The sequence below is a fragment of the Lacticaseibacillus rhamnosus genome (genome assembly GCF_900636965.1).
Taxonomy (GTDB): domain Bacteria; phylum Bacillota; class Bacilli; order Lactobacillales; family Lactobacillaceae; genus Lacticaseibacillus; species Lacticaseibacillus rhamnosus.
This window is the reverse complement of sequence record NZ_LR134331.1, coordinates 1,306,199-1,324,201: the sequence shown is the minus strand read 5'-3', so window position 1 is coordinate 1,324,201 and position 18,003 is coordinate 1,306,199. Positions and strand designations below refer to the sequence as shown.

Annotated in this window: 15 protein-coding genes and 1 riboswitch; of the genes, 4 read left to right on the top strand and 11 right to left on the bottom strand. The window is 47.6% G+C overall.

Annotation, left to right across the window (positions count from 1 at the left end; genetic code table 11):
• Nucleotides 1-8: 8 nt before the first annotated feature.
• The 3 genes from EL173_RS06895 to EL173_RS06885 form a co-directional block, all read right to left on the bottom strand.
• Complete coding sequence (locus EL173_RS06895) at nucleotides 9-986, bottom strand: alpha-ketoacid dehydrogenase subunit beta (protein ID WP_005689188.1); 978 nt, start codon at nucleotides 984-986, stop codon at nucleotides 9-11.
• A gap of 2 nt (nucleotides 987-988) precedes the next feature.
• Nucleotides 989-2,101, bottom strand: coding sequence for a pyruvate dehydrogenase (acetyl-transferring) E1 component subunit alpha (pdhA, locus tag EL173_RS06890; RefSeq protein WP_005685622.1), 1,113 nt, complete (start codon nucleotides 2,099-2,101; stop codon nucleotides 989-991).
• Nucleotides 2,102-2,361: 260 nt separating this feature from the next.
• Complete coding sequence (locus EL173_RS06885) at nucleotides 2,362-3,177, bottom strand: P-type ATPase actuator domain-containing protein (protein WP_005689186.1); 816 nt, start codon at nucleotides 3,175-3,177, stop codon at nucleotides 2,362-2,364.
• Nucleotides 3,178-3,390: 213 nt separating this feature from the next.
• Nucleotides 3,391-3,554: riboswitch (M-box (ykoK) riboswitch) on the bottom strand.
• 135 nt (nucleotides 3,555-3,689) lie between these two features.
• Between EL173_RS06885 and def the strand changes: the two genes are divergently transcribed.
• Complete coding sequence (gene def, locus EL173_RS06880; protein WP_005685619.1) at nucleotides 3,690-4,244, top strand: peptide deformylase; 555 nt, start codon at nucleotides 3,690-3,692, stop codon at nucleotides 4,242-4,244.
• 41 nt (nucleotides 4,245-4,285) lie between these two features.
• Here def and EL173_RS06875 read toward each other — a convergent pair whose 3' ends face one another.
• The gene (locus EL173_RS06875; RefSeq protein WP_005689184.1) at nucleotides 4,286-4,585 is read right to left on the bottom strand and encodes a hypothetical protein; all 300 of its coding nucleotides are present in this window, start codon (nucleotides 4,583-4,585) and stop codon (nucleotides 4,286-4,288) included.
• Nucleotides 4,586-4,607: 22 nt separating this feature from the next.
• Nucleotides 4,608-5,060 (bottom strand): hypothetical protein, encoded by a 453-nt coding sequence (locus EL173_RS06870; RefSeq protein ID WP_014571310.1) that lies wholly within the window; start codon nucleotides 5,058-5,060, stop codon nucleotides 4,608-4,610.
• A 494-nt stretch (nucleotides 5,061-5,554) separates the two neighbouring features.
• On the opposite strand from EL173_RS06870, the gene EL173_RS06860 reads away from it, so the two are divergent.
• From EL173_RS06860 to EL173_RS06845, 3 genes are all read left to right on the top strand, one after another.
• Nucleotides 5,555-5,767 carry a DNA-dependent RNA polymerase subunit epsilon gene (locus EL173_RS06860; RefSeq protein WP_005685615.1) on the top strand — a complete coding sequence of 71 codons (213 nt, stop codon included), beginning with the start codon at nucleotides 5,555-5,557 and terminating at the stop codon, nucleotides 5,765-5,767.
• A 4-nt stretch (nucleotides 5,768-5,771) separates the two neighbouring features.
• On the top strand, nucleotides 5,772-7,454 hold the full coding sequence (gene rnjA / locus EL173_RS06855) for a ribonuclease J1 (RefSeq protein ID WP_005685614.1): 1,683 nt from the start codon (nucleotides 5,772-5,774) through the stop codon (nucleotides 7,452-7,454).
• Nucleotides 7,455-7,705: 251 nt separating this feature from the next.
• Nucleotides 7,706-8,656 (top strand): diacylglycerol/lipid kinase family protein, encoded by a 951-nt coding sequence (locus tag EL173_RS06845; RefSeq protein ID WP_005689173.1) that lies wholly within the window; start codon nucleotides 7,706-7,708, stop codon nucleotides 8,654-8,656.
• A gap of 129 nt (nucleotides 8,657-8,785) precedes the next feature.
• Here the strand turns inward: EL173_RS06845 and EL173_RS06840 are convergent, their stop codons facing one another.
• The 6 genes from EL173_RS06840 to EL173_RS06815 form a co-directional block, all read right to left on the bottom strand.
• Nucleotides 8,786-10,003 carry a GNAT family N-acetyltransferase gene (locus EL173_RS06840; RefSeq protein ID WP_005685609.1) on the bottom strand — a complete coding sequence of 406 codons (1,218 nt, stop codon included), beginning with the start codon at nucleotides 10,001-10,003 and terminating at the stop codon, nucleotides 8,786-8,788.
• Between the two features lie 5 nt (nucleotides 10,004-10,008).
• The gene (recD2, locus tag EL173_RS06835) at nucleotides 10,009-12,474 is read right to left on the bottom strand and encodes an SF1B family DNA helicase RecD2 (RefSeq protein ID WP_014571309.1); all 2,466 of its coding nucleotides are present in this window, start codon (nucleotides 12,472-12,474) and stop codon (nucleotides 10,009-10,011) included.
• Nucleotides 12,461-13,132 carry a tetratricopeptide repeat protein gene (locus EL173_RS06830; protein ID WP_005689169.1) on the bottom strand — a complete coding sequence of 224 codons (672 nt, stop codon included), beginning with the start codon at nucleotides 13,130-13,132 and terminating at the stop codon, nucleotides 12,461-12,463. The genes recD2 and EL173_RS06830 overlap by 14 nt, the downstream gene beginning before the upstream one ends.
• Before the next feature lie 45 nt (nucleotides 13,133-13,177).
• On the bottom strand, nucleotides 13,178-13,840 hold the full coding sequence (locus EL173_RS06825) for a histidine phosphatase family protein (RefSeq protein ID WP_005685606.1): 663 nt from the start codon (nucleotides 13,838-13,840) through the stop codon (nucleotides 13,178-13,180).
• Between the two features lie 457 nt (nucleotides 13,841-14,297).
• Nucleotides 14,298-15,431: a tRNA 2-thiouridine(34) synthase MnmA gene (gene mnmA, locus EL173_RS06820; protein ID WP_005689165.1), complete on the bottom strand. Its 1,134-nt coding sequence runs from the start codon at nucleotides 15,429-15,431 to the stop codon at nucleotides 14,298-14,300.
• Nucleotides 15,432-15,546: 115 nt separating this feature from the next.
• On the bottom strand, nucleotides 15,547-17,820 hold the full coding sequence (locus tag EL173_RS06815; protein WP_005689164.1) for an ATP-binding cassette domain-containing protein: 2,274 nt from the start codon (nucleotides 17,818-17,820) through the stop codon (nucleotides 15,547-15,549).
• Nucleotides 17,821-18,003: the final 183 nt, after the last annotated feature.

The window sequence follows — 18,003 nt, the reverse complement described above, 5'->3', positions numbered from 1 at the left end:
TCTTCTCTCTAGAAATTGACAGTTTCCCGAACTTTAGCTTCGATATCCTTAGCATTTGGTAACCAGATATTCTCCGCTTGGCCAAATGGGAATGGGGTATCTGGAGCCGCGACCCGACCAATCGGTGCCTCAAGCGATAAAATGGCCCGCTCAGAAATTTCACTGATCACATTAGAAGCAACGCCGGCCATCCGCTGCGCTTCCTGAACCACAACCGCTTTGTGTGTCTTTTTGACGGAAGCAATGATCGTCTCGACGTCAAGCGGTGCAATCGTCCGTAAATCCACAATCTCAGCGTTGATGCCGTCTTTCGCCAGATTATCAGCTGCCTTAAGTGCTTCGCGAACCATCGCACCATAAGTGATAATCGAAACATCTGTGCCTTCGCGGGTAACGGCTGCTTTATCCAGTGGAACCGTGTAAGTGCCATCCGGAACATCTTGCCGGAATGAACGATAAAGTTTCATGTGTTCCAGGAACAAAACCGGATCGTTACTGCGAATCGAACTGATCAGTAACCCCTTGGCGTCATATGGATTACTTGGAATAACAACCCGCATACCAGGAAATTGAGCGATCAATCCTTCAAAATTATCACTATGCATTTCCGGTGTATGGACGCCACCGCCAAACGGTGCCCGAATCGTAATCGGCATGGACCGTGTTCCGCCCATCCGATAGCGCATACGTGACATTTGCCCGCCAATGCTATCCATCGTTTCAAAAACGAAACCAAAGAACTGAATTTCCGGAATTGGCCGCCAACCAGTCAAGGCAAGTCCAATTGCCAAACCGCTAATGCCTGATTCTGCCAATGGTGTATCGAAAACACGATCCTCACCGTGTTTGGCCTGTAAGCCATCGGTTGCCCGGAAAACCCCGCCATTCTTACCAACATCTTCGCCGAATACCAAGGTCTTAGGGTCGTTCGCCAACTCAACATCAAGCGCATCGGTAATGGCTTGGATCATTGTTTTTTGTGCCATGGTTACTTCGACTCCTTTCCTTGAAATTCTGCCAGTTGTTCAGCAACATTTTGCGGGGCGACTTCATAGGTGTCTTTCAAGAAGCGCGATACCGTCTGCTGCGGCGCTTTATCGGCCTTATTGATAGCATCTTTAATTTCATCCTTGACCTTTTCAATCAAGGCATCTTCTTTGTCTTTGCTCCACAAGCCTTTATCGGTCAAATAGTTGCGCATTCGAATTAAAGGATCCCGTTTTTGCCATAACTCATCGGTTTCTTTGGAGCGATAACGAGTTGGGTCATCACCTGATAGCGTGTGTGGGCCATACCGATATGTCAAAGTTTCAATCAAAACCGGACCATTACCAGCCGCCGCCCATGCACGGGCTTCCTTGGTGACTTCATAGACTGCTAAAGCGTCCATCCCGTCAACCTGCACGCCGGGAACACCGGCTGCAACCGCCTTTTGCGCAAGCGTTTTGGCTGCCGTCTGACTCGCCCGCGGCACGGAAATAGCAAAGCCGTTATCCTGAACAATAAACAGTGCCGGAGCTTTGAAATGCCCAGCAAAGTTAACGCCTTCATAAAAGTCACCTTGTGAAGTACCGCCATCACCCGTATAGGTGAAGGCCACCTCATCACTGCCATTTTTCTTCAAACCGAGCGCAACACCCGCAGTTTGAACATACTGCGCACCAATAATGATTTGCGGCGGTAATGCGTGAAAATCTTCCGGATACTCATTGCCGGCAACATGACCGCGCGACCAGAGAAAAGCTTTGTCAAGCGGTAACCCATGTTGAATCAATTGCGGTAAATCACGGTAAGCTGGAAGCAGCCAATCTGATGACTTCATAGCAGCGTGACTACCAATCATGCTGGCCTCTTCGCCTGCACTTGGGGCATAAAAACCTAATCGTCCCTGCCGATTCAACGCTGTCGCCCTTTGATCCAGCACGCGTTGCCAAACCATTTTTGACATCAAATCGACCAGCTGATCATCACTCAAATCGGGCATAATATCAGGATTGACGACTTTGCCAACTTCATCCAGAATTTGGATCGTGGGCTTAAAATCGGCATCTTGATTGTCCAACAGTTGCTTAAAATCAACTGCAGCATGCTGTTTTGCCATAATCAGAACCTCTTTCCATTCCTGTAGTCATTAACTCAGGAAAACTGTACTAATTAAAACTCCTACAAAGAAAGCGTAACATTGCAAAATTCTTGTTGCAAGCGTTTTATTTCAAGGTGAGCAAGAACTGACTTGCGATAAGATTGCCGCTTATCCGAAAGCTTAATGGACTATAACAGAATACTTTTTAAACTAAAACACAAAGAAAGCATGCGCCTTCACAAGCGCATGCTTTCATAATTGAATTTAATGACCAAGCTTCACGAGACTGGATCTTGGTTGTGCCGAAAATCACTAGTTTTACTGTGATGTTTCATGGCCCCAACCAAGGTAGCGTGATGAGCAAATGCGATCTCTACCCGAATCTGCTCGTCTCGGTCTATTTGCTTATTTTTTAACATTTCAAGTGACGCAACTGATACAGCCAGACGGAAAATTCGGCAAATCTGTTGTAAGACCAATTTCAGGCCGGCAACCGCACTCGTTACAAGTGAAGTTGGCGTTGTTGTAACAGATTGTCCAGCCAATTGCTTGAGTCCATGATCAAGCAATCCGTCATTTAAAACTGCGGTCACTGTTGCCTGGGTATCGGTTGCCATCACAGCACCGGCAATACCCACCCCGGTTGGCACCCGCCGATTTAACAAAATCAGCAGCCCGGCCAGGTCACGTGGCAAGGTTACGGATGCACCAGGAGCTAATGCAACATCAACCGGCAGCTTTTCTCCTGCTGTCAGCATTAAAACATCACCAACAACGAGATCTTGCGCGCGAACTTGACGAACCAATCCGTCACGCACGACCAACACTGGCTGCTGCGGCTGACCTTGATGGCGCGTGATTGCTTTTGCCAAATAAGCAATGACCATCACCGTCAAACTAGCCAAAATCGCAACAATAGCAGTTAAAAACCAGCTGTGGCTCATAACCATAATTAAACTGCTCACACCAGCCAATGTCATCAGCAAGGGCAAAAAGAGATTCGTCTTGCTGATCGTTTCTTGGCGTATGGTAGTTGTTTTTTGGGCCTTCTGCGCTTCGTAGCGTGTCAGACCGCTTGATACCATCATCAACATCGACAAACTCCTTCCCGTATCCCGGGAAGAGCCGCGATGCTGCCGAATCCATTAATTTCACTTAAGAGATCGTAGTGGCAGCATAATGGGCCTTCCGGGATCTGCTAAATCGCTACTACTACCACTACTCTTTGAAGATTGTTCCATTATGCTCACCACCTTTTTTCTTCCCATCAAGCAAAAAAACTGCACGCCGATTGAGAGCGTGCAGAAAAAGCATCCCAATCGTTTAGTTTTAGCACTATACGCCTAGAAGCGAGCTTCAGCTGCATTAGCGTAAGCCTTAATGGGCAGACGCAGTTGACTCAATTGGCATCTCTCGATGTTTCTGAGCAGCAGCATTGTTCGTATAGGAGCCTCACCTAACGGAAAGCACCGTATTTGTTGAACCTTCTATATGATAGAGGATTGGGTGGTAGATGTCAACACTCCGACTCCTGCTGCAATAACGCGCTTTTCACATTTTCGCTCCTGTGCTAATCTAATAGAAGAAATGAACGGAGGTACGGATCGTGTATTTAATGAAGGATATCACCCGTGACGGCGCTAAGGTTTTGCGAGAAAGGGCCAAACCGGTTACTTTTCCGCTTTCCGATGAAGATAAGCAATTGGCGCATGATATGATGGCATACTTGGTTATCAGCCAAGACGAAGAGCAAAACGAGAAATATCATTTGCGTCCGGGTGTTGGTTTGGCAGCGCCGCAAGTTGGTCAAAGTAAAGCAATGGCCGCTGTCTTGGTTCCTGGTGACAACGATGAAATTCTCTTCAAAGAAGTTTTAATTAATCCGCGGATTATTAGTAACAGTGTGCAACATGCCGCATTGGCTGAAGGCGAAGGTTGTCTCTCGGTTGATAAAGATGTTCCGGGTTACGTTGTCCGTGCCGATCGCATTACGATTGCTTACCAAAACGAAGCCGGCGAACACAAAAAAGTCCGACTCAAAAACTATCCGGCAATTGTTTGTCAACATGAAATCGACCACCTCAATGGCGTTTTATTCTATGACCACATTAACAAGGAACATCCCTTCTCGATTGATCCGGAAGCGGTTCTGATCCATTAAACAATGAAGCAGCGAGCCTTATAAAACGGCTCGCTGCTTTTTTACTTGTCCGGATTACGATTTATTAACTGCTGTTCTTGAATCCACGCATTTAAACGCTGATATTGGTGAGCAGACAATCTTGTCTGTTGCCACTTTTTCAATTGTGCTTGGGCCGCGATTAACCCTTTTTCACGAATCACAGTCATGAGCGTTTTTTGATAACTGGCCAGACTCACTTCTGCTTCGTGAAAAACGATCACGGGTTGGTCTGATTTGCGTTGATTTTTGCCCAAAGCAGCGCCTAATCCCTGAGCAAAGCTTTTGATTTGACGCATGATTAAGTCTTGATCATCATTCATATCGCGCGAGCTCCTTATCTGCCTATGACGACACACGATTAACGTCGCGAACATATTCAATAGTTGCCTCGTTAGTAATAAAGGCAACATCAATATGTAATTCGCCTTCGAGTTCAAAAAAATCGGTTAAAACAAACGGTGGCAATGCCGGATCTGAGCTGGCAATGTCTAACTGTCTGGCTGCTTGGCGTAAAGCTTGATCAAGTGCCGGCTGGGTGACTTTCCCCAGACTTGACGAAATTTGATATGAAAATGCCATCACCCCATGCCCCCAAATATCGGCGATGGGCTTTGACGTCATCGGCTTGTCAGTTGAGATGCCAAGCTGCTGTAGAGCCTCTGTCATCGCCTGATCGGTTAATCGTTGGCTGTGGTAGAGCAGGATCTGAATCGCCTTGTTTCGCCGCCAACGTTTTCTGAATAACCAGAGAGTGGCAAGCACAACAAGCAGTACAACAATCAGAAGCCAGACCATGGCATCCACCCCTTTCACGCTGATTCTGCGAACGTACCTGTCTTCATTATACCTAAGTTCAACGATTAACTCACCATTGCTACTTAAAAGGGCAGCTCCTCGGTACTAAAAAGTCTGGTAGTCGGGGCCGTCCAGCTATGATCGAGGTATCGACCAAGTACGTTAAACTTTTCTTGCCACAATTAGCTGATTCGCCAGCAGGCACGTCTGTGATGCTCGTAAGCTGTTCACGCTCCATTAAATATGCTAAACTATGCCTAGCTGTTGTATTCACAACAAATCGATCGGTCATAAAAGTTTTAGGAGTTGTGGCAGGAAATGGACCACGGCAATGGTGTTATGTTGCCATTTTGCGGTTCAAGCGACGAAACATCGGCCATTCCAGCAAGATCGCCCATGCTTTTTGTGGTTCGTCATCTTGATGGCATGTCCTTTTTTTCGGAAGCTGTTTTGTTGCACTTCCTTTCTTTTTGTACCACGGAAGGAGTCCAAACATGATCTACAAAGTCTTATATCAAAAAGACAAGATCCAAAATCCGCGACGGGAAACCACTCAGACGCTATACCTCGAGGCGCCATCTGCGGTTGAGGCGCGTGCGCTTGTAGAAGCCAACACGCCTTACAATATTGAATTTATTCAGGAACTTTCTGGAAATTTCCTGGAGTATGAGGAAAAGTCAGCCAATTTCAAGCTGACCACTTTCTAATCATATGAAATTAAATATTAAAAATAACGAAACCGCCGTCTTTGCTGTCGGCGGTTTAGGTGAAATCGGGAAGAACATGTACGGGGTTCAATTCCAAGATGAGATCATCGTCATTGATGCAGGGATTAAATTCCCCGAAGACGATTTACTTGGGATTGATTATGTTATTTCCGATTACTCCTATTTGGTTCAAAACAAAGATAAGATCAAAGCTTTGGTCATCACCCACGGCCACGAAGATCATATCGGCGGGATTCCCTATTTTCTCCAGCAAGTGCCCAACGTTCCCATCTATGCCGGCCCATTAGCGGCAGCGTTGATTCGCGGCAAACTTGAAGAACATGGGTTATTACGGACCACAAAGTTAACTGAAATCAACGAAGACACGGTTTTGAAGTTTAAAAAGCTAAGTGTCGAATTTTTCCGTACCACCCACAGTATCCCGGATACGCTCGGGATTGCGGTGCATACGCCACAAGGAATTGTCATCCAAACCGGGGACTTCAAGTTTGATTTGACTCCGGTTGGGGATCAGCCATCACCGAATTTCCAAAAAATGTGCCGGTTCGCCGAAGAAGGCGTTTTGGTCTTGATGTCTGACTCGACCAATGCTGAAATTCCGACTTTTACAAAATCAGAGCGTTTCGTCGGCAAGTCAATTCGGCATATTTTCGACCGGATTGATGGCCGCATCATTTTTGCCACTTTTGCTTCCAACATTTCACGGATTGCTCAAGCGGCCGATGCAGCAATGGCACATGGCCGCAAGATTGCGGTTTTCGGACGGTCTATGGAAACGGCAATGGTGAATGGCCGTGAGTTAGGTTACCTTAATATTCCCGATGACGTCTTAGTGGATGCACATCAACTGAATTCATTGCCAGCCGATAAAGTAATGATTCTATGTACTGGCTCGCAAGGTGAACCTATGGCTGCGTTAAGTCGAATTGCCAACGGAACTCACCGGCAGATCAGTATTCAACCAGGAGATACGGTGATCTTCTCCAGCAACCCGATTCCCGGCAATACGGTCAGCGTCAATCACGTGATCAACCAGTTAAGCGAAGCCGGCGCAGAAGTGATTCACGGCAAGGTCAACAACGTCCACACGTCCGGACATGGTGGTCAAGAAGATCAAAAATTAATGCTTCGTCTGATTAAGCCGAAATTCTTCATGGCTTGCCACGGCGAATACCGGATGCAAAAAATTCACTGCGAACTCGCCCAACAATGCGGGGTTCCAGAGAAAAACTGCTTCATCATGGAAAATGGCGACGTGCTGGCGTTAACCGAAAAAAGTGCGCGAATTGCCGGACACTTCCCTGCTGGTGACGTCTACATTGACGGTAGCGGTGTCGGTGATATCGGTAATGCCGTGATTCGCGATCGCCGCATGTTATCCGAAGAAGGTTTGGTCGTTGTGGTTGCAACGATCAATATGCAAAAACAAGCGGTGCTGGCCGGTCCTGATTTACTCTCTCGCGGCTTTATCTACATGCGTGAATCCGGGGAACTGATCAACCAGGCTCAGCGGCGGGTTTATCGCACTATCAAATCAACTTTTTCAAATAATGAAAAGGTCACCGAAGCTACCTTGAAGGATGCGATTACCAGCAGCTTGCAGGAATTCCTTTTTGATAAAACCGAACGTCATCCGGTTATTCTACCGATGCTGATTCTGCTATAGCAGCCTTCACAATCTCAAATATTTATTCTCACACCGCACCTGCCATGTAAGCTGTGCGGTGTTTTTTTGCAATTTTTAACCTGCCATTTAAACGTTAATCTTTTTGAAAGGCCCCCTGACCGTTACGCCGGCTTTGCTGAAAAGTTAAGTTTACTTCTATTGACGAATATGCTATTCAAATATGACGGTAATATTGTTTTTCTTGGCTTTTTCGGTATAATTGATTGCGTGTCTAATTAGGAGGAAAGTTGATGGCGGCTGTTTTTTATTATCTCATCTATAACCCGGCGGCAGGTGGCGGAGCAGCAATTCCTATTTTTAAACAGGTTAAAGCCGTCTTAGACCAACGCCAATTGCCTTATGCAATCAAAACCTCCCGCTATCCCGGTCATACCAATATCATCGCGAAACAAATTGGTAATTTTAATACCCGCGACCATGCTATTTTACTGGTGATCGGCGGCGATGGCACATTAAATCAAGCCATCAACGGTTTAATCGGTACCCGGCAGCACGATCTGCCCGTCGCCTATGTACCGGCCGGATCCGGCAATGATTTTGCTCGCGGTATCGGGATGTCGGAAGATCCAATGCACGCGCTAGAACAGGTACTGCAAGCCACTAAACCGGTTGCAATCGATATTGGCCGTTATCATGAACGTACTCGTGATGAAACCGGTTATTTTGTCAATAATATCGGGATTGGCTTTGATGCGGCGGTTGTCAGTGCAGCCAATCACAGCGATAGTAAACAGCTGCTAAATAAATTTCATCTCGGTAAATTAACTTACTTGTTTCACGTTATTGGGAGTTTGCTAACCCGCCGCCCGTTTCCGGTTGCGGTCTATGAAAAAGGCGTCCGGCATTTTTTTCATCGCGCCTACATTTGCACAACGACAAACATTCCCTATTTTGGCGGTGGTATTCAAATCTATAAGCCGGCTGACCCGACTGATGGGCATCTTGATTTGATCATTGTCGAATGGTTTAATATCGTGTCCTGGGCATTCGCGATGATTCAACTCATGCGCGGCAAGGCTCCAACAAGTCGCGCGGTGCATCTTTTTCACGCCAAAAAGTTGACAGTTGAAACCAGTTCACTGGAATTTGGCCAAATGGATGGCGAAGAAATGGGAACACGCCCGTTTGAAATCGACTTTTCGGTGGCCTCCCAAAAGTTTTGGATTGACCGTAGTATTTAACCTTTTTAAATAGTTTCCAATTAAAAAAAGCCTTCAGATAAAAATCAGTCTGAGGCTTTTTCGCTTTTATCACATAAAACCCATCACGTGCAGGCTTTGACAACAGCATGCAGTCTTTCGAAATGCCGATCAGAAATAGTCCGAAAAATAAGGCTCTTCCATCGGTACCGCATTCTCCAACAACTTGATCGCATGTTTGCTAGCAGACAAACGCTCGATTTGGGCTAAATAGGATGGGCGCCGGTAACTCATTAACATCGTGGTTAAGGTTTGAATGTCCGTCGTAATCGCTTCGCCAACAGGTCGGTTCGTAATTTTTACCTGCTGATGCTCATCCCAATAAACGCCAAATGTCCCATTATTCCACGGCGCCAAGGGATCACTTACAACGAAATGAAACGGTTCTGTCGTCTCGGCAGCAAACGGATATTGTGCCAGAAATGCTTTAACGTCCACAATTCGCGCCATATAATACGGCTTGATAGTTTGATAAATATCGCCATCGTCCAGAAGAAAATGTAACGGCTCGTTTTTATAGATATTGCCCTTAACGTGGGTCACCATTGAAAAGTGGGCACTGATAAAATTCCACAAGCCTACGCGTGCCTCTTGATTGGTATAAATCATTTCTTTGACGTGAAAAACTTCATCGGCAATCCAGTATAAAACATAGCCTTGAGGTTCGTCATTGGCATCATAATACACGCCGGCTGTTCGCTCTTCTTCATTTTCCCAACGCCAATATTCATCCCAGTTTAGCTGATTGCGAATCATGGCACCGTGATTTTTCATGGCAAAGCGATTGTAAGTTTCAATCACATCAGGATCATCTATCTCCAGCCGTTCAACGTGACCCGGAACCTCGACTTGTTTCGGCAACTGGGTATCCTTCACATCAAACGTCAGATGATCAGACATGATTTCCCAGCCTTTTTTCCGATAAAACGGAATACTATACGGATACAGATAGGAAATCCATTGCTTATGTTGCCGCATGTGCTCTAAGCCTAACTTCACCAAATCGTGCATTAAGCCATGCCCTGCGTACTCCGGATAAGTGCCGACTCCGGTTAAACCAGCCATCTGATATAAGGTGCCGTGAATATTGACGGTGCACGGATAGATTGCCAGCGAACTGACCAGCTCATTTTGATGAAACCATCCCAATACGTCCGACTTTTCCAAAACCGGACGCTTGGCCCGTTCAAGTTCCCCTTCTTCATACCCAGATTGTTCCAGATCTTTTTGCGTGACCTGAAATACATAAGTCAAAAGGTCGTTGAACTGTTCAAGATCCTTAGGCGTCACTGATTTAATTTGCAGTGACTTGCGTATGTTGTCCTCCATAAAGGTTATTTCTCCTTCGTCATAAACATTTGTGGCGTCACACCATTCATCCCAATCATAGGATCAATCCGCTGTGAAGCCACCAATGCAGGGGTTAGCTGATAATTGTTCGATTCGTCAGTACTAATTCCATTATCCAAGTCAGACGGGTTAGTGTCAATTTGTCCGTTATTCTTGCTGACTTCAGTTGCAGGCGTCGGCTTTTCTACGTCCGGCTGGGAAACGGTCATGCCAAACGCTTGTTGCAGCCGCTGGACCAAACCCGTATGCCGATTTACCGCAATTTCGCCAACTGCGGTCTCAAATGCAGCCAGCTCGCCCACCAGAATCAAAAACGATTTTGCTCGGGTAATGGCCGTATAAAGTAGGTTCCGGCGCAGCATCCGGCGACTCTGCATGGTTAATGGCAAAATCACCATTGGAAACTCGCTGCCTTGCGCTTTGTGAATCGAAGTCGCATAAGCCAAGGTGATTTTGCTGAAGTCGCTGCGTTTATACGTTATTTCATTGCCGTCAAAATCAATCGTCAACTCATCGGTTTTACTGGCCGCCTCTTTGGCAAGTGTGATCCCGACAATCTGGCCAATTTCGCCATTAAACACATTTTGATTCGGATCGTTGACCAATTGCAGAATTTTATCGCCAATTCGATACTCGGTTTCGCCAAAATGAACGGTTTTTGTCCGAGCGCTGCGTTTCGGGTTCAAAATATCCTGCAACAATGGATTCAACCGATCAATCCCCGCAGTTCCGCGATACATTGGTGCAAGCACCTGAATGTCCGCAATCGAAAACTGTTTAACCGCGGCACGCTGAACCACCTGCCCGACCACTTCCGGAACCTGGCTGGGTGAACACGGCAAAAAGCTCCGATCCACTTGCGGGCGGGTGAAGTCATCCGGCAAGCGCCCGGCATTGACTGCATGCGCCAACGGGATAATCGAACTGTCCGCGTCCTGGCGGTGAATGTGGGTTAACGCTGCGTGAGGTAAAGCCTGGCTGCGTAACAAATCAGCAAAAACCTGTCCCGGTCCGACACTTGGCAGCTGATCTTTATCGCCAACCAACACAATTTGCATACCCGGGTGCAGCGCCGTCAACAACGTTCGAAAAAGATACGTATCAACCATCGACATTTCATCAATAATTAAAAGGCCGTCCGGGAGATCATTAGGCGCAAACTCCTGCGTATCCACGCCCAATCCCAATAGTCGATGAATCGTGCTTGCCGGTAACTGTGTCGTCTCACTGATCCGTTTAGCAGCCCGGCCAGTCGGTGCTGCTAGCATAATCGGGAAAGGATCATCCGGCGTGTATTCATGGCGATCCAAGGATAAATCATGCAATTGCGCATAGGTGCGGACAATCCCGTCCGTCACCGTTGTCTTTCCGGTTCCGGGGCCGCCGGTTAAAAGAAAAATCGGCGACTGCAAGGCAGTGATAATCGCCTTTTTTTGCACCTCATCATAGGCAATGCCAGTCTCTTCCTGTACGGCGGCCAATGTTTGTTTAATTTCGGCCAGTGCAGGTTGCTTGGCAGCGCGCCCGGCATCCGCCAGTCCTTTTAACTGCCGGGCAATCTGCCATTCGGAATCATAAAGTCGTTTAGGAAAAATGCGCTTACCTTCCGCTACCAGCGCATTGTCCTTGGCTAAAGTGACGATTGCCTGGCCGACTGCTTCGGGGTTCACTGCAACCTGACGCGCTCGCTCCAGTAAATCAAGCGTCTGGGTGACCAACGTTTTCAAATCGACAAAAGTGTCGCCTTCACCGTCCGTCAAGCGCTGCAAGGTATCCATGACCGCACCACCGAGCCGCAGTTGCGAATCCGCGGCAATCGCTAACTTGGCGGCAATCTGATCGGCCCGCGTAAACCCGATACCGTCAATATCATTGATTAACTGATACGGATTTTGCTTAATGACTTCCAGCGCATCATTTTGATATTGCTGATAAATTCGGCCAGCCATGTTACTGGTGAAGCCGTAGTCATTAAGACCGATGATGACCCGTTCCATTCCCTGATTCGTCTTGAGATTGGTGACCAGCATCTTCTGCTTGGCCGCCGAAATCCCCAATCCTTTTAAGCTCTCAGGGTCATCCAAAATACGATCAATCGCATCAACCCCGAGCTTGTCAATGATTTTCTCCGCTGTTTTGGGGCCAATTCCCGGAAACTTGTCGGAACTAAGATAATTGATCAGTCCCGTTTTATTCGTAGGCCGATCCACATGGTAATTATCCGCTTGAAACTGCTGGCCATATTTCGGATGGTCCACGACATGCCCGGTAAACGTGTACGTCTCATCTTCTTTAATATCCCCGAACGTACCGGTCACCACAATATCCGGCTCCGTCCAGGTAATCGTGGTTGCCGTGATATCAATCAGCAGGATTTTAAAAAAGTTAGTCGGATTCTGAAAGAAAATACTTTTGACCCGGCCAGTGACGCTATCTTCATGCCTGTCCATCATGGCCCCCTTCCTGCAACCGTAAGAAGCGATTGATGTCAGCAACGGTACCGGCTTTTTGATCGTAGCCTTTAGGATCAAGCCGTTTGGCTGCATCTAAATAGGCACTGCCATCTTTACCCGCAGCACTCAACGCCATGCCGTAAGTAAATAGAACTTGCGGCTGACGGGTTTCCAGCAGCGGTTTCAAAATCTCCGCGGCCGCGTCAAAAGCTTGCTCGCCTAATAACAAATCTGCCGCCAGCAACGCCGCATCTGTTTGCTTCGGCGCCAATTCGTGTGCCGTCAATGCAAAGGCCAGTGCTTTTTTAGGTTGACCGGCTTGCTGATAGCTCAATGCCAACATGTACGTGGCATCGTTTTTTAACGTCTCATCCTGGCGACACTTAGTAAACCAGGCAGCCGCTGCCGGAAAATCCGCCTGCGCATAGGCAAAAAGACCAGCTGTGTACTGTAATTCCAAGTCATCTGGGAAGAGTGCCCGCGCTTTGGCTAGTAACTCACCTGCTTGATCCAAGGCCTTCAAACTAATCAGCATCGTTGTCAAAACCGCATAACGCTTAGGATTTTTCGGATCAGCATCAATCGCTTTAACGGCTGCCTGAATCGCCTCTTCGTGTTTTCCTTGATTAAATGCGGTTAAAATATTTGAATCCATAGCATCCTCTTCATTCAGTGTGCGATATGATCGCAGTCACGACCATTAAATCGTGTCGGTTGGCTTCGGTGGCTCGGGAAGAAAACTCGTTTCATTCCAGTTTAACAACTTAAATGGCAGACTCGGACCATCCGCTTGTAGAATCGTCACACTGCTATTTGTCAGCCCACCATCTTTGCGAATCTCTGCCAATGGTGTACCAAGCAGACTCTGAATAACCGCTGCCAAGGCCGCACCATGACTGACATATAACAAATTAGCCGTACCGGTCCGATCCATCGCGACGGTAGCCACAATCGCCGGAATGGCCCGATTAATCAACTGCGGAAAAGATTCACCGTGAATTTTACGCGGATCATACGCTGCCGGTTCATGCCGAAATGCATGTAATTCCTGAGGAAAATGCTTAGCGACATCCGTAAATGTCATCCCTTCCATTTTCCCTAAATTGAACTCCCGCAAAGCCGGCATAATCGTCAACGGAATCGGTTCATTTAAGTCTTTAATAAGCGTCTGGGCCGTGACGCGGGCACGTTTGAGCGGACTGACATAAGCATGCGCAAACGAAATGCCACGCAAATAATCAGCCAATGCTTTGATTTGTTCAAAGCTCTCCGGCAATAATGGCGAATCACCATTTGCACCTTGATAACGCCCCTGATTATTCCATTCTGTTTTGCCATGGCGCACAAAATATAACTTGGTCACAAGCCGCTCCCCTTTTCACATCTTAACCTTTTTATTATCAGTATTTTCGGACAAAATATCAAGAGCGCGAACAGGGCCGCTTAGAAACCGGAGCATAAGTGGCCTTGGACGTGATGGCCGGGCTTTGGCCATTGCGTCCAAGGTCCTTATGTGCAGGTTTCTGGCCCTGTGAGCGCGTTTCGGAAACAGAGCGCGAACAGGGCCGCTTAGAAACCGGAGCATAAGCGGCCTTGGACGTGATGGCCGGGCTTTGGCCATTGCGTCCAAGGTCCTTATGTGCAGGTTTCTGGCCCTGTGAGCGCGTTTCGGAGAATAAACCCGACCAACCAACAGCGGCGTTATAAAACCCAAAACAACCCCACCCCAATCAGCCAGACAAAGTAAAACGGCCCCGGAGATAAAGTTTATCTCCGGGACCGATCTTCCTTACATCACATCATGCCAACTTGCTGGCGCACTAAACATACTGCAACTCATTAGTATGAGCATAGGCTGCATCAATCGTACCGCCGCCTAAACACTCCTCGCCATCATAGAAGACCACTGCCTGACCGGGCGTAATGGCTCGAACCGGTACATCAAAGTCGACAGTCGCCGTTCCGTCATCATGATAGTGAATCGTCACGCCGGTATCACGCTGCCGGTAACGAAACTTAGCTGTCATATGCGTGCCATCAGCCGGAGCCTCGCCGGTGGTCCAATTAAGGTTCGATGCACTGAGACTTGTGGCCATCAACGCCGGGTTGTCAAAACCCTGACCAACATACAAGATGTTTTTGTCTAAATCCTTGCCAACCACAAACCAAGGCTCGGAGTTTTGCGAGTTACCGCCGATGCCCAAGCCTTGACGTTGACCGATTGTATAATACATCAAGCCGTCGTGGGTGCCTTTCTCAACGCCATCCACTGTCATCATCTTTCCGGGTTGAGCCGGAAGATAGGTGCTGAGGAACTGCTTGAAGTTACGCTCACCGATAAAGCAAATCCCGGTTGAGTCCTTCTTCTTGGCAGTTGCCAATCCAGCTGCCTCGGCAATCTTGCGCACTTCCGGCTTCTGCAAATGACCGATTGGAAACATCGACTTCTTGAGCTGATCCTGGGAAAGCTGACTTAAGAAGTACGTTTGATCCTTATTACCGTCCGCGCCTCGCAACATATGAACAACGCCCTGCTCATCGGTTTTAACCTGCGCATAGTGCCCCATTGCAATGTAATCCGCATTCAGCTGCTCGGCATAATCCAAAAATGCCTTGAACTTGATTTCCTTGTTGCACATCACGTCCGGGTTTGGTGTGCGCCCAGCCTTGTACTCGTCAAGGAAATATTGAAAAACGCGATCCCAGTATTCCTTTTCGAAATTAATCGAATAATAAGGAATGCCTATCTCACTAGCCACCTTAGCAACGTCCTCATAGTCCGTGGTGGCCGTACAAACACCATTTTCATCAGTGTCATCCCAGTTTTTCATGAAGACACCGACAACATCATATCCTTGTTGCTTCAGCAATAATGCCGTGACGCTTGAATCAACGCCGCCGGACATGCCAACAACAACACGGGTGTTGGAATTGTCCAAAACAATCACCATCATTTCATCAGATTCTGGAGATATCCGATTTGAAGGTCGAATTCCAGTAAGTGCTATTATAGCAGGCCAAGAACAGATAGCAAGCGAGCTCCCTGCTAAGTGCGCCAAAGTGCTGCCATTAATCGTGCTGACGCTCCGGTGCTGCATTATATTGCCGTAAAGCCTGTCCGGTGCGCGATTGCTTAGCCTCCATACTAGCTTGCGGCGTGCCAGCATAGAGAATCTTACCGCCATAGATACCAGCATCCGGTCCCATGTCAATGAGCCAATCGGCCTGACTGATGACTTGCAAGTTATGCTCAACAATGATGAGTGAGTTGCCCGCTGCCACCAAATCATCAAACAAATGCAGCAATTTGGTGACGTCTTGTAGATGCAACCCGGCAGTCGGTTCGTCCAATAAGTAAATTTCGCCAGTGCGGTTTAATTCAACAGCAAGCTTCAATCGTTGTTTTTCCCCACCAGATAATGTCGTCAGCGGCTGACCGAGCGTGAGATAATCGAGCCCGACTCGCGCCATATTTTCTAACGGCTTGGCAATGTCGTGATTCTGCGCAAAAAATGTCTGCGCTGCGGCAATCGGCATGGCTAAAACATCTGCCATGTTTTTGCCTTGAAACGTATATCCAAGTGCCTGATCGTTGTAACGTTTGCCATGGCACTGTTCGCAAACGGAAACAACCGGATCCATGAAGGCCATGTTAGTAATGGTGACCCCTTTGCCTTTGCACCGCGGACATGCGCCACGGCCGTTGTAGCTAAACCAACTGCTGCCAACGTGATTGGCTTGAGCAAATACTTTCCGAATTGGATCAAGGATTTTCAAATAAGTCACGGGTGTCGAACGGATATTAGCACCAATATCCGCTTGGGCCAGATCAATGTACGGCACCGTTAAATGATCACGTAACGCCGCAACTAACGTACTTTTACCGGAACCTGCCACACCGGAGATAACCGTTTCGATGCCCAGTGGGATGGCAGCATCGACATCTTGAAGGTTGTGGCGGGTAATATGCGGCAAATGGATGGTCGTTTTAGCCGATCGCGGTTGCCGAAATGTCAGTCGCTGTTTAAGCAGACGCCCCGTCAAGGTTTGACTCGCCAATAGTTGCGGATAAGTGCCGGTAAACGTAATGTGGCCGCCAGTTGTGCCAGCACCGGGCCCAACCTCAACAATATAGTCGCCTAATGCGATCAGCGCTGGGTTATGCTCAACGATCAAGATGGTGTTGCCTTTTTCCTTGAGACGGAGCAGTGCCCGCTTGATCAGCTCGATATCGTGAGGATGTAACCCAACACTTGGTTCATCGAGAATATAAACCATATCGACCAAAGCACTGGTTAGAAACTTGGCGATTTTGATCCGTTGGGTTTCGCCGCCGGAAAGCGTCTCGGTGGGTCGATCTAAAGAAAGATAGCCGAGGCCAATATCAATCAGTGCATCAATTTTGCGTAATAATTCCCGGATCACATCCTGAACCAGCGGCACTTGAATGGCTTTCAGAAAATGCCGTACGTTTACCAAGTCCATCTGCAACACTTGGGCAATATTGGTTTGATTAATCAAACAGGTTAACACTTCCGGACGTAGGCGTGTCCCTTGGCAATCCGGACAAGGCTTGCGCGTTACGATTTCTGCCAATGCCGCCTTATGATGTTCTGCTTCTTTTTTACCAATAATGGATCGTTTAATGCGAGGCACGACACCTTCATATAGCGCTGTTCTGGGCCATTTAGCTGGTGCATGCTTCAGTGTCTGTTGCGGTGCATAAAGTAACAGTTTCATTTCTTCGGGCGTGTAGTCACGTAAAGGTTTGTCATTATCAAACAACCCGCTGTAGGCATAACGCCGCCAACGCCAAGTATCCGGTCCAAAACTGACAAAGGTGATCGCCCCTTGGTTAAGCGATTTATTGGGATCAATCAACTTACTGACGTCAATATCATCCACGTAACCTAAGCCTTGGCAGGTGGGGCACATCCCCTGAGGTAAATTAAACGAAAATGTGTCCGAATAGCCGATGAATGGCTTGCCGGCACGCGAAAACAACAGCCGTAACAGTGAGTAAATACCCGTGTAAGTTGCTAAAGTTGAGCGAGCGTTTTTCCCGATACGTTTTTGCTCCACCACAATGGCAACCGGCAAGTGATCGATCGAACCGACATCAGGCTGGCCATACTTTGGTAAATATTGCTGGGTAAAGCTCGGAAAAGTTTCGTTCAACTCCCGCCGTGACTCCGCAGCAATCGTATCGAACACTAACGATGATTTGCCTGATCCTGACCGACCCACAAAAACCGTAATGGCATCCTTAGGTATCTTCACATTCACATGTTGTAAATTGTTCTGATTGGCATCATGTACCTCAATAAACCCATGTTCAAACATACAAGCCCTCCTTCATATCAAAATTTCAATGTTTCCAGCTTACCACTTTTGGCCACTTGATTTGGCGGTCACGACATTCGCCTCACTAAAACCACGCATCCGTGATGTGGCTCATGCTTTACCAGTCGTAACGCTTTAATCCGTGATTCATGCAACAAAAAAACACGGTAATCTCCGCTTGTT

Bases quoted from the DNA above. Each gene is read 5' to 3' on its own strand.
- EL173_RS06895 (WP_005689188.1), bottom strand. From the start codon at position 986: ATGGCACAAAAAACAATGATCCAAGCCATTACCGATGCGCTTGATGTT.
- pdhA (WP_005685622.1), bottom strand. From the start codon at position 2,101: ATGGCAAAACAGCATGCTGCAGTTGATTTTAAGCAACTGTTGGACAAT.
- EL173_RS06885 (WP_005689186.1), bottom strand. From the start codon at position 3,177: ATGTTGATGATGGTATCAAGCGGTCTGACACGCTACGAAGCGCAGAAG.
- EL173_RS06875 (WP_005689184.1), bottom strand. From the start codon at position 4,585: ATGAATGATGATCAAGACTTAATCATGCGTCAAATCAAAAGCTTTGCT.
- EL173_RS06870 (WP_014571310.1), bottom strand. From the start codon at position 5,060: ATGGTCTGGCTTCTGATTGTTGTACTGCTTGTTGTGCTTGCCACTCTC.
- EL173_RS06860 (WP_005685615.1), top strand. From the start codon at position 5,555: ATGATCTACAAAGTCTTATATCAAAAAGACAAGATCCAAAATCCGCGA.
- rnjA (WP_005685614.1), top strand. From the start codon at position 5,772: ATGAAATTAAATATTAAAAATAACGAAACCGCCGTCTTTGCTGTCGGC.
- EL173_RS06845 (WP_005689173.1), top strand. From the start codon at position 7,706: ATGGCGGCTGTTTTTTATTATCTCATCTATAACCCGGCGGCAGGTGGC.
- EL173_RS06840 (WP_005685609.1), bottom strand. From the start codon at position 10,003: ATGGAGGACAACATACGCAAGTCACTGCAAATTAAATCAGTGACGCCT.
- recD2 (WP_014571309.1), bottom strand. From the start codon at position 12,474: ATGGACAGGCATGAAGATAGCGTCACTGGCCGGGTCAAAAGTATTTTC.
- EL173_RS06830 (WP_005689169.1), bottom strand. From the start codon at position 13,132: ATGGATTCAAATATTTTAACCGCATTTAATCAAGGAAAACACGAAGAG.
- mnmA (WP_005689165.1), bottom strand. From the start codon at position 15,431: ATGATGGTGATTGTTTTGGACAATTCCAACACCCGTGTTGTTGTTGGC.
- EL173_RS06815 (WP_005689164.1), bottom strand. From the start codon at position 17,820: ATGTTTGAACATGGGTTTATTGAGGTACATGATGCCAATCAGAACAAT.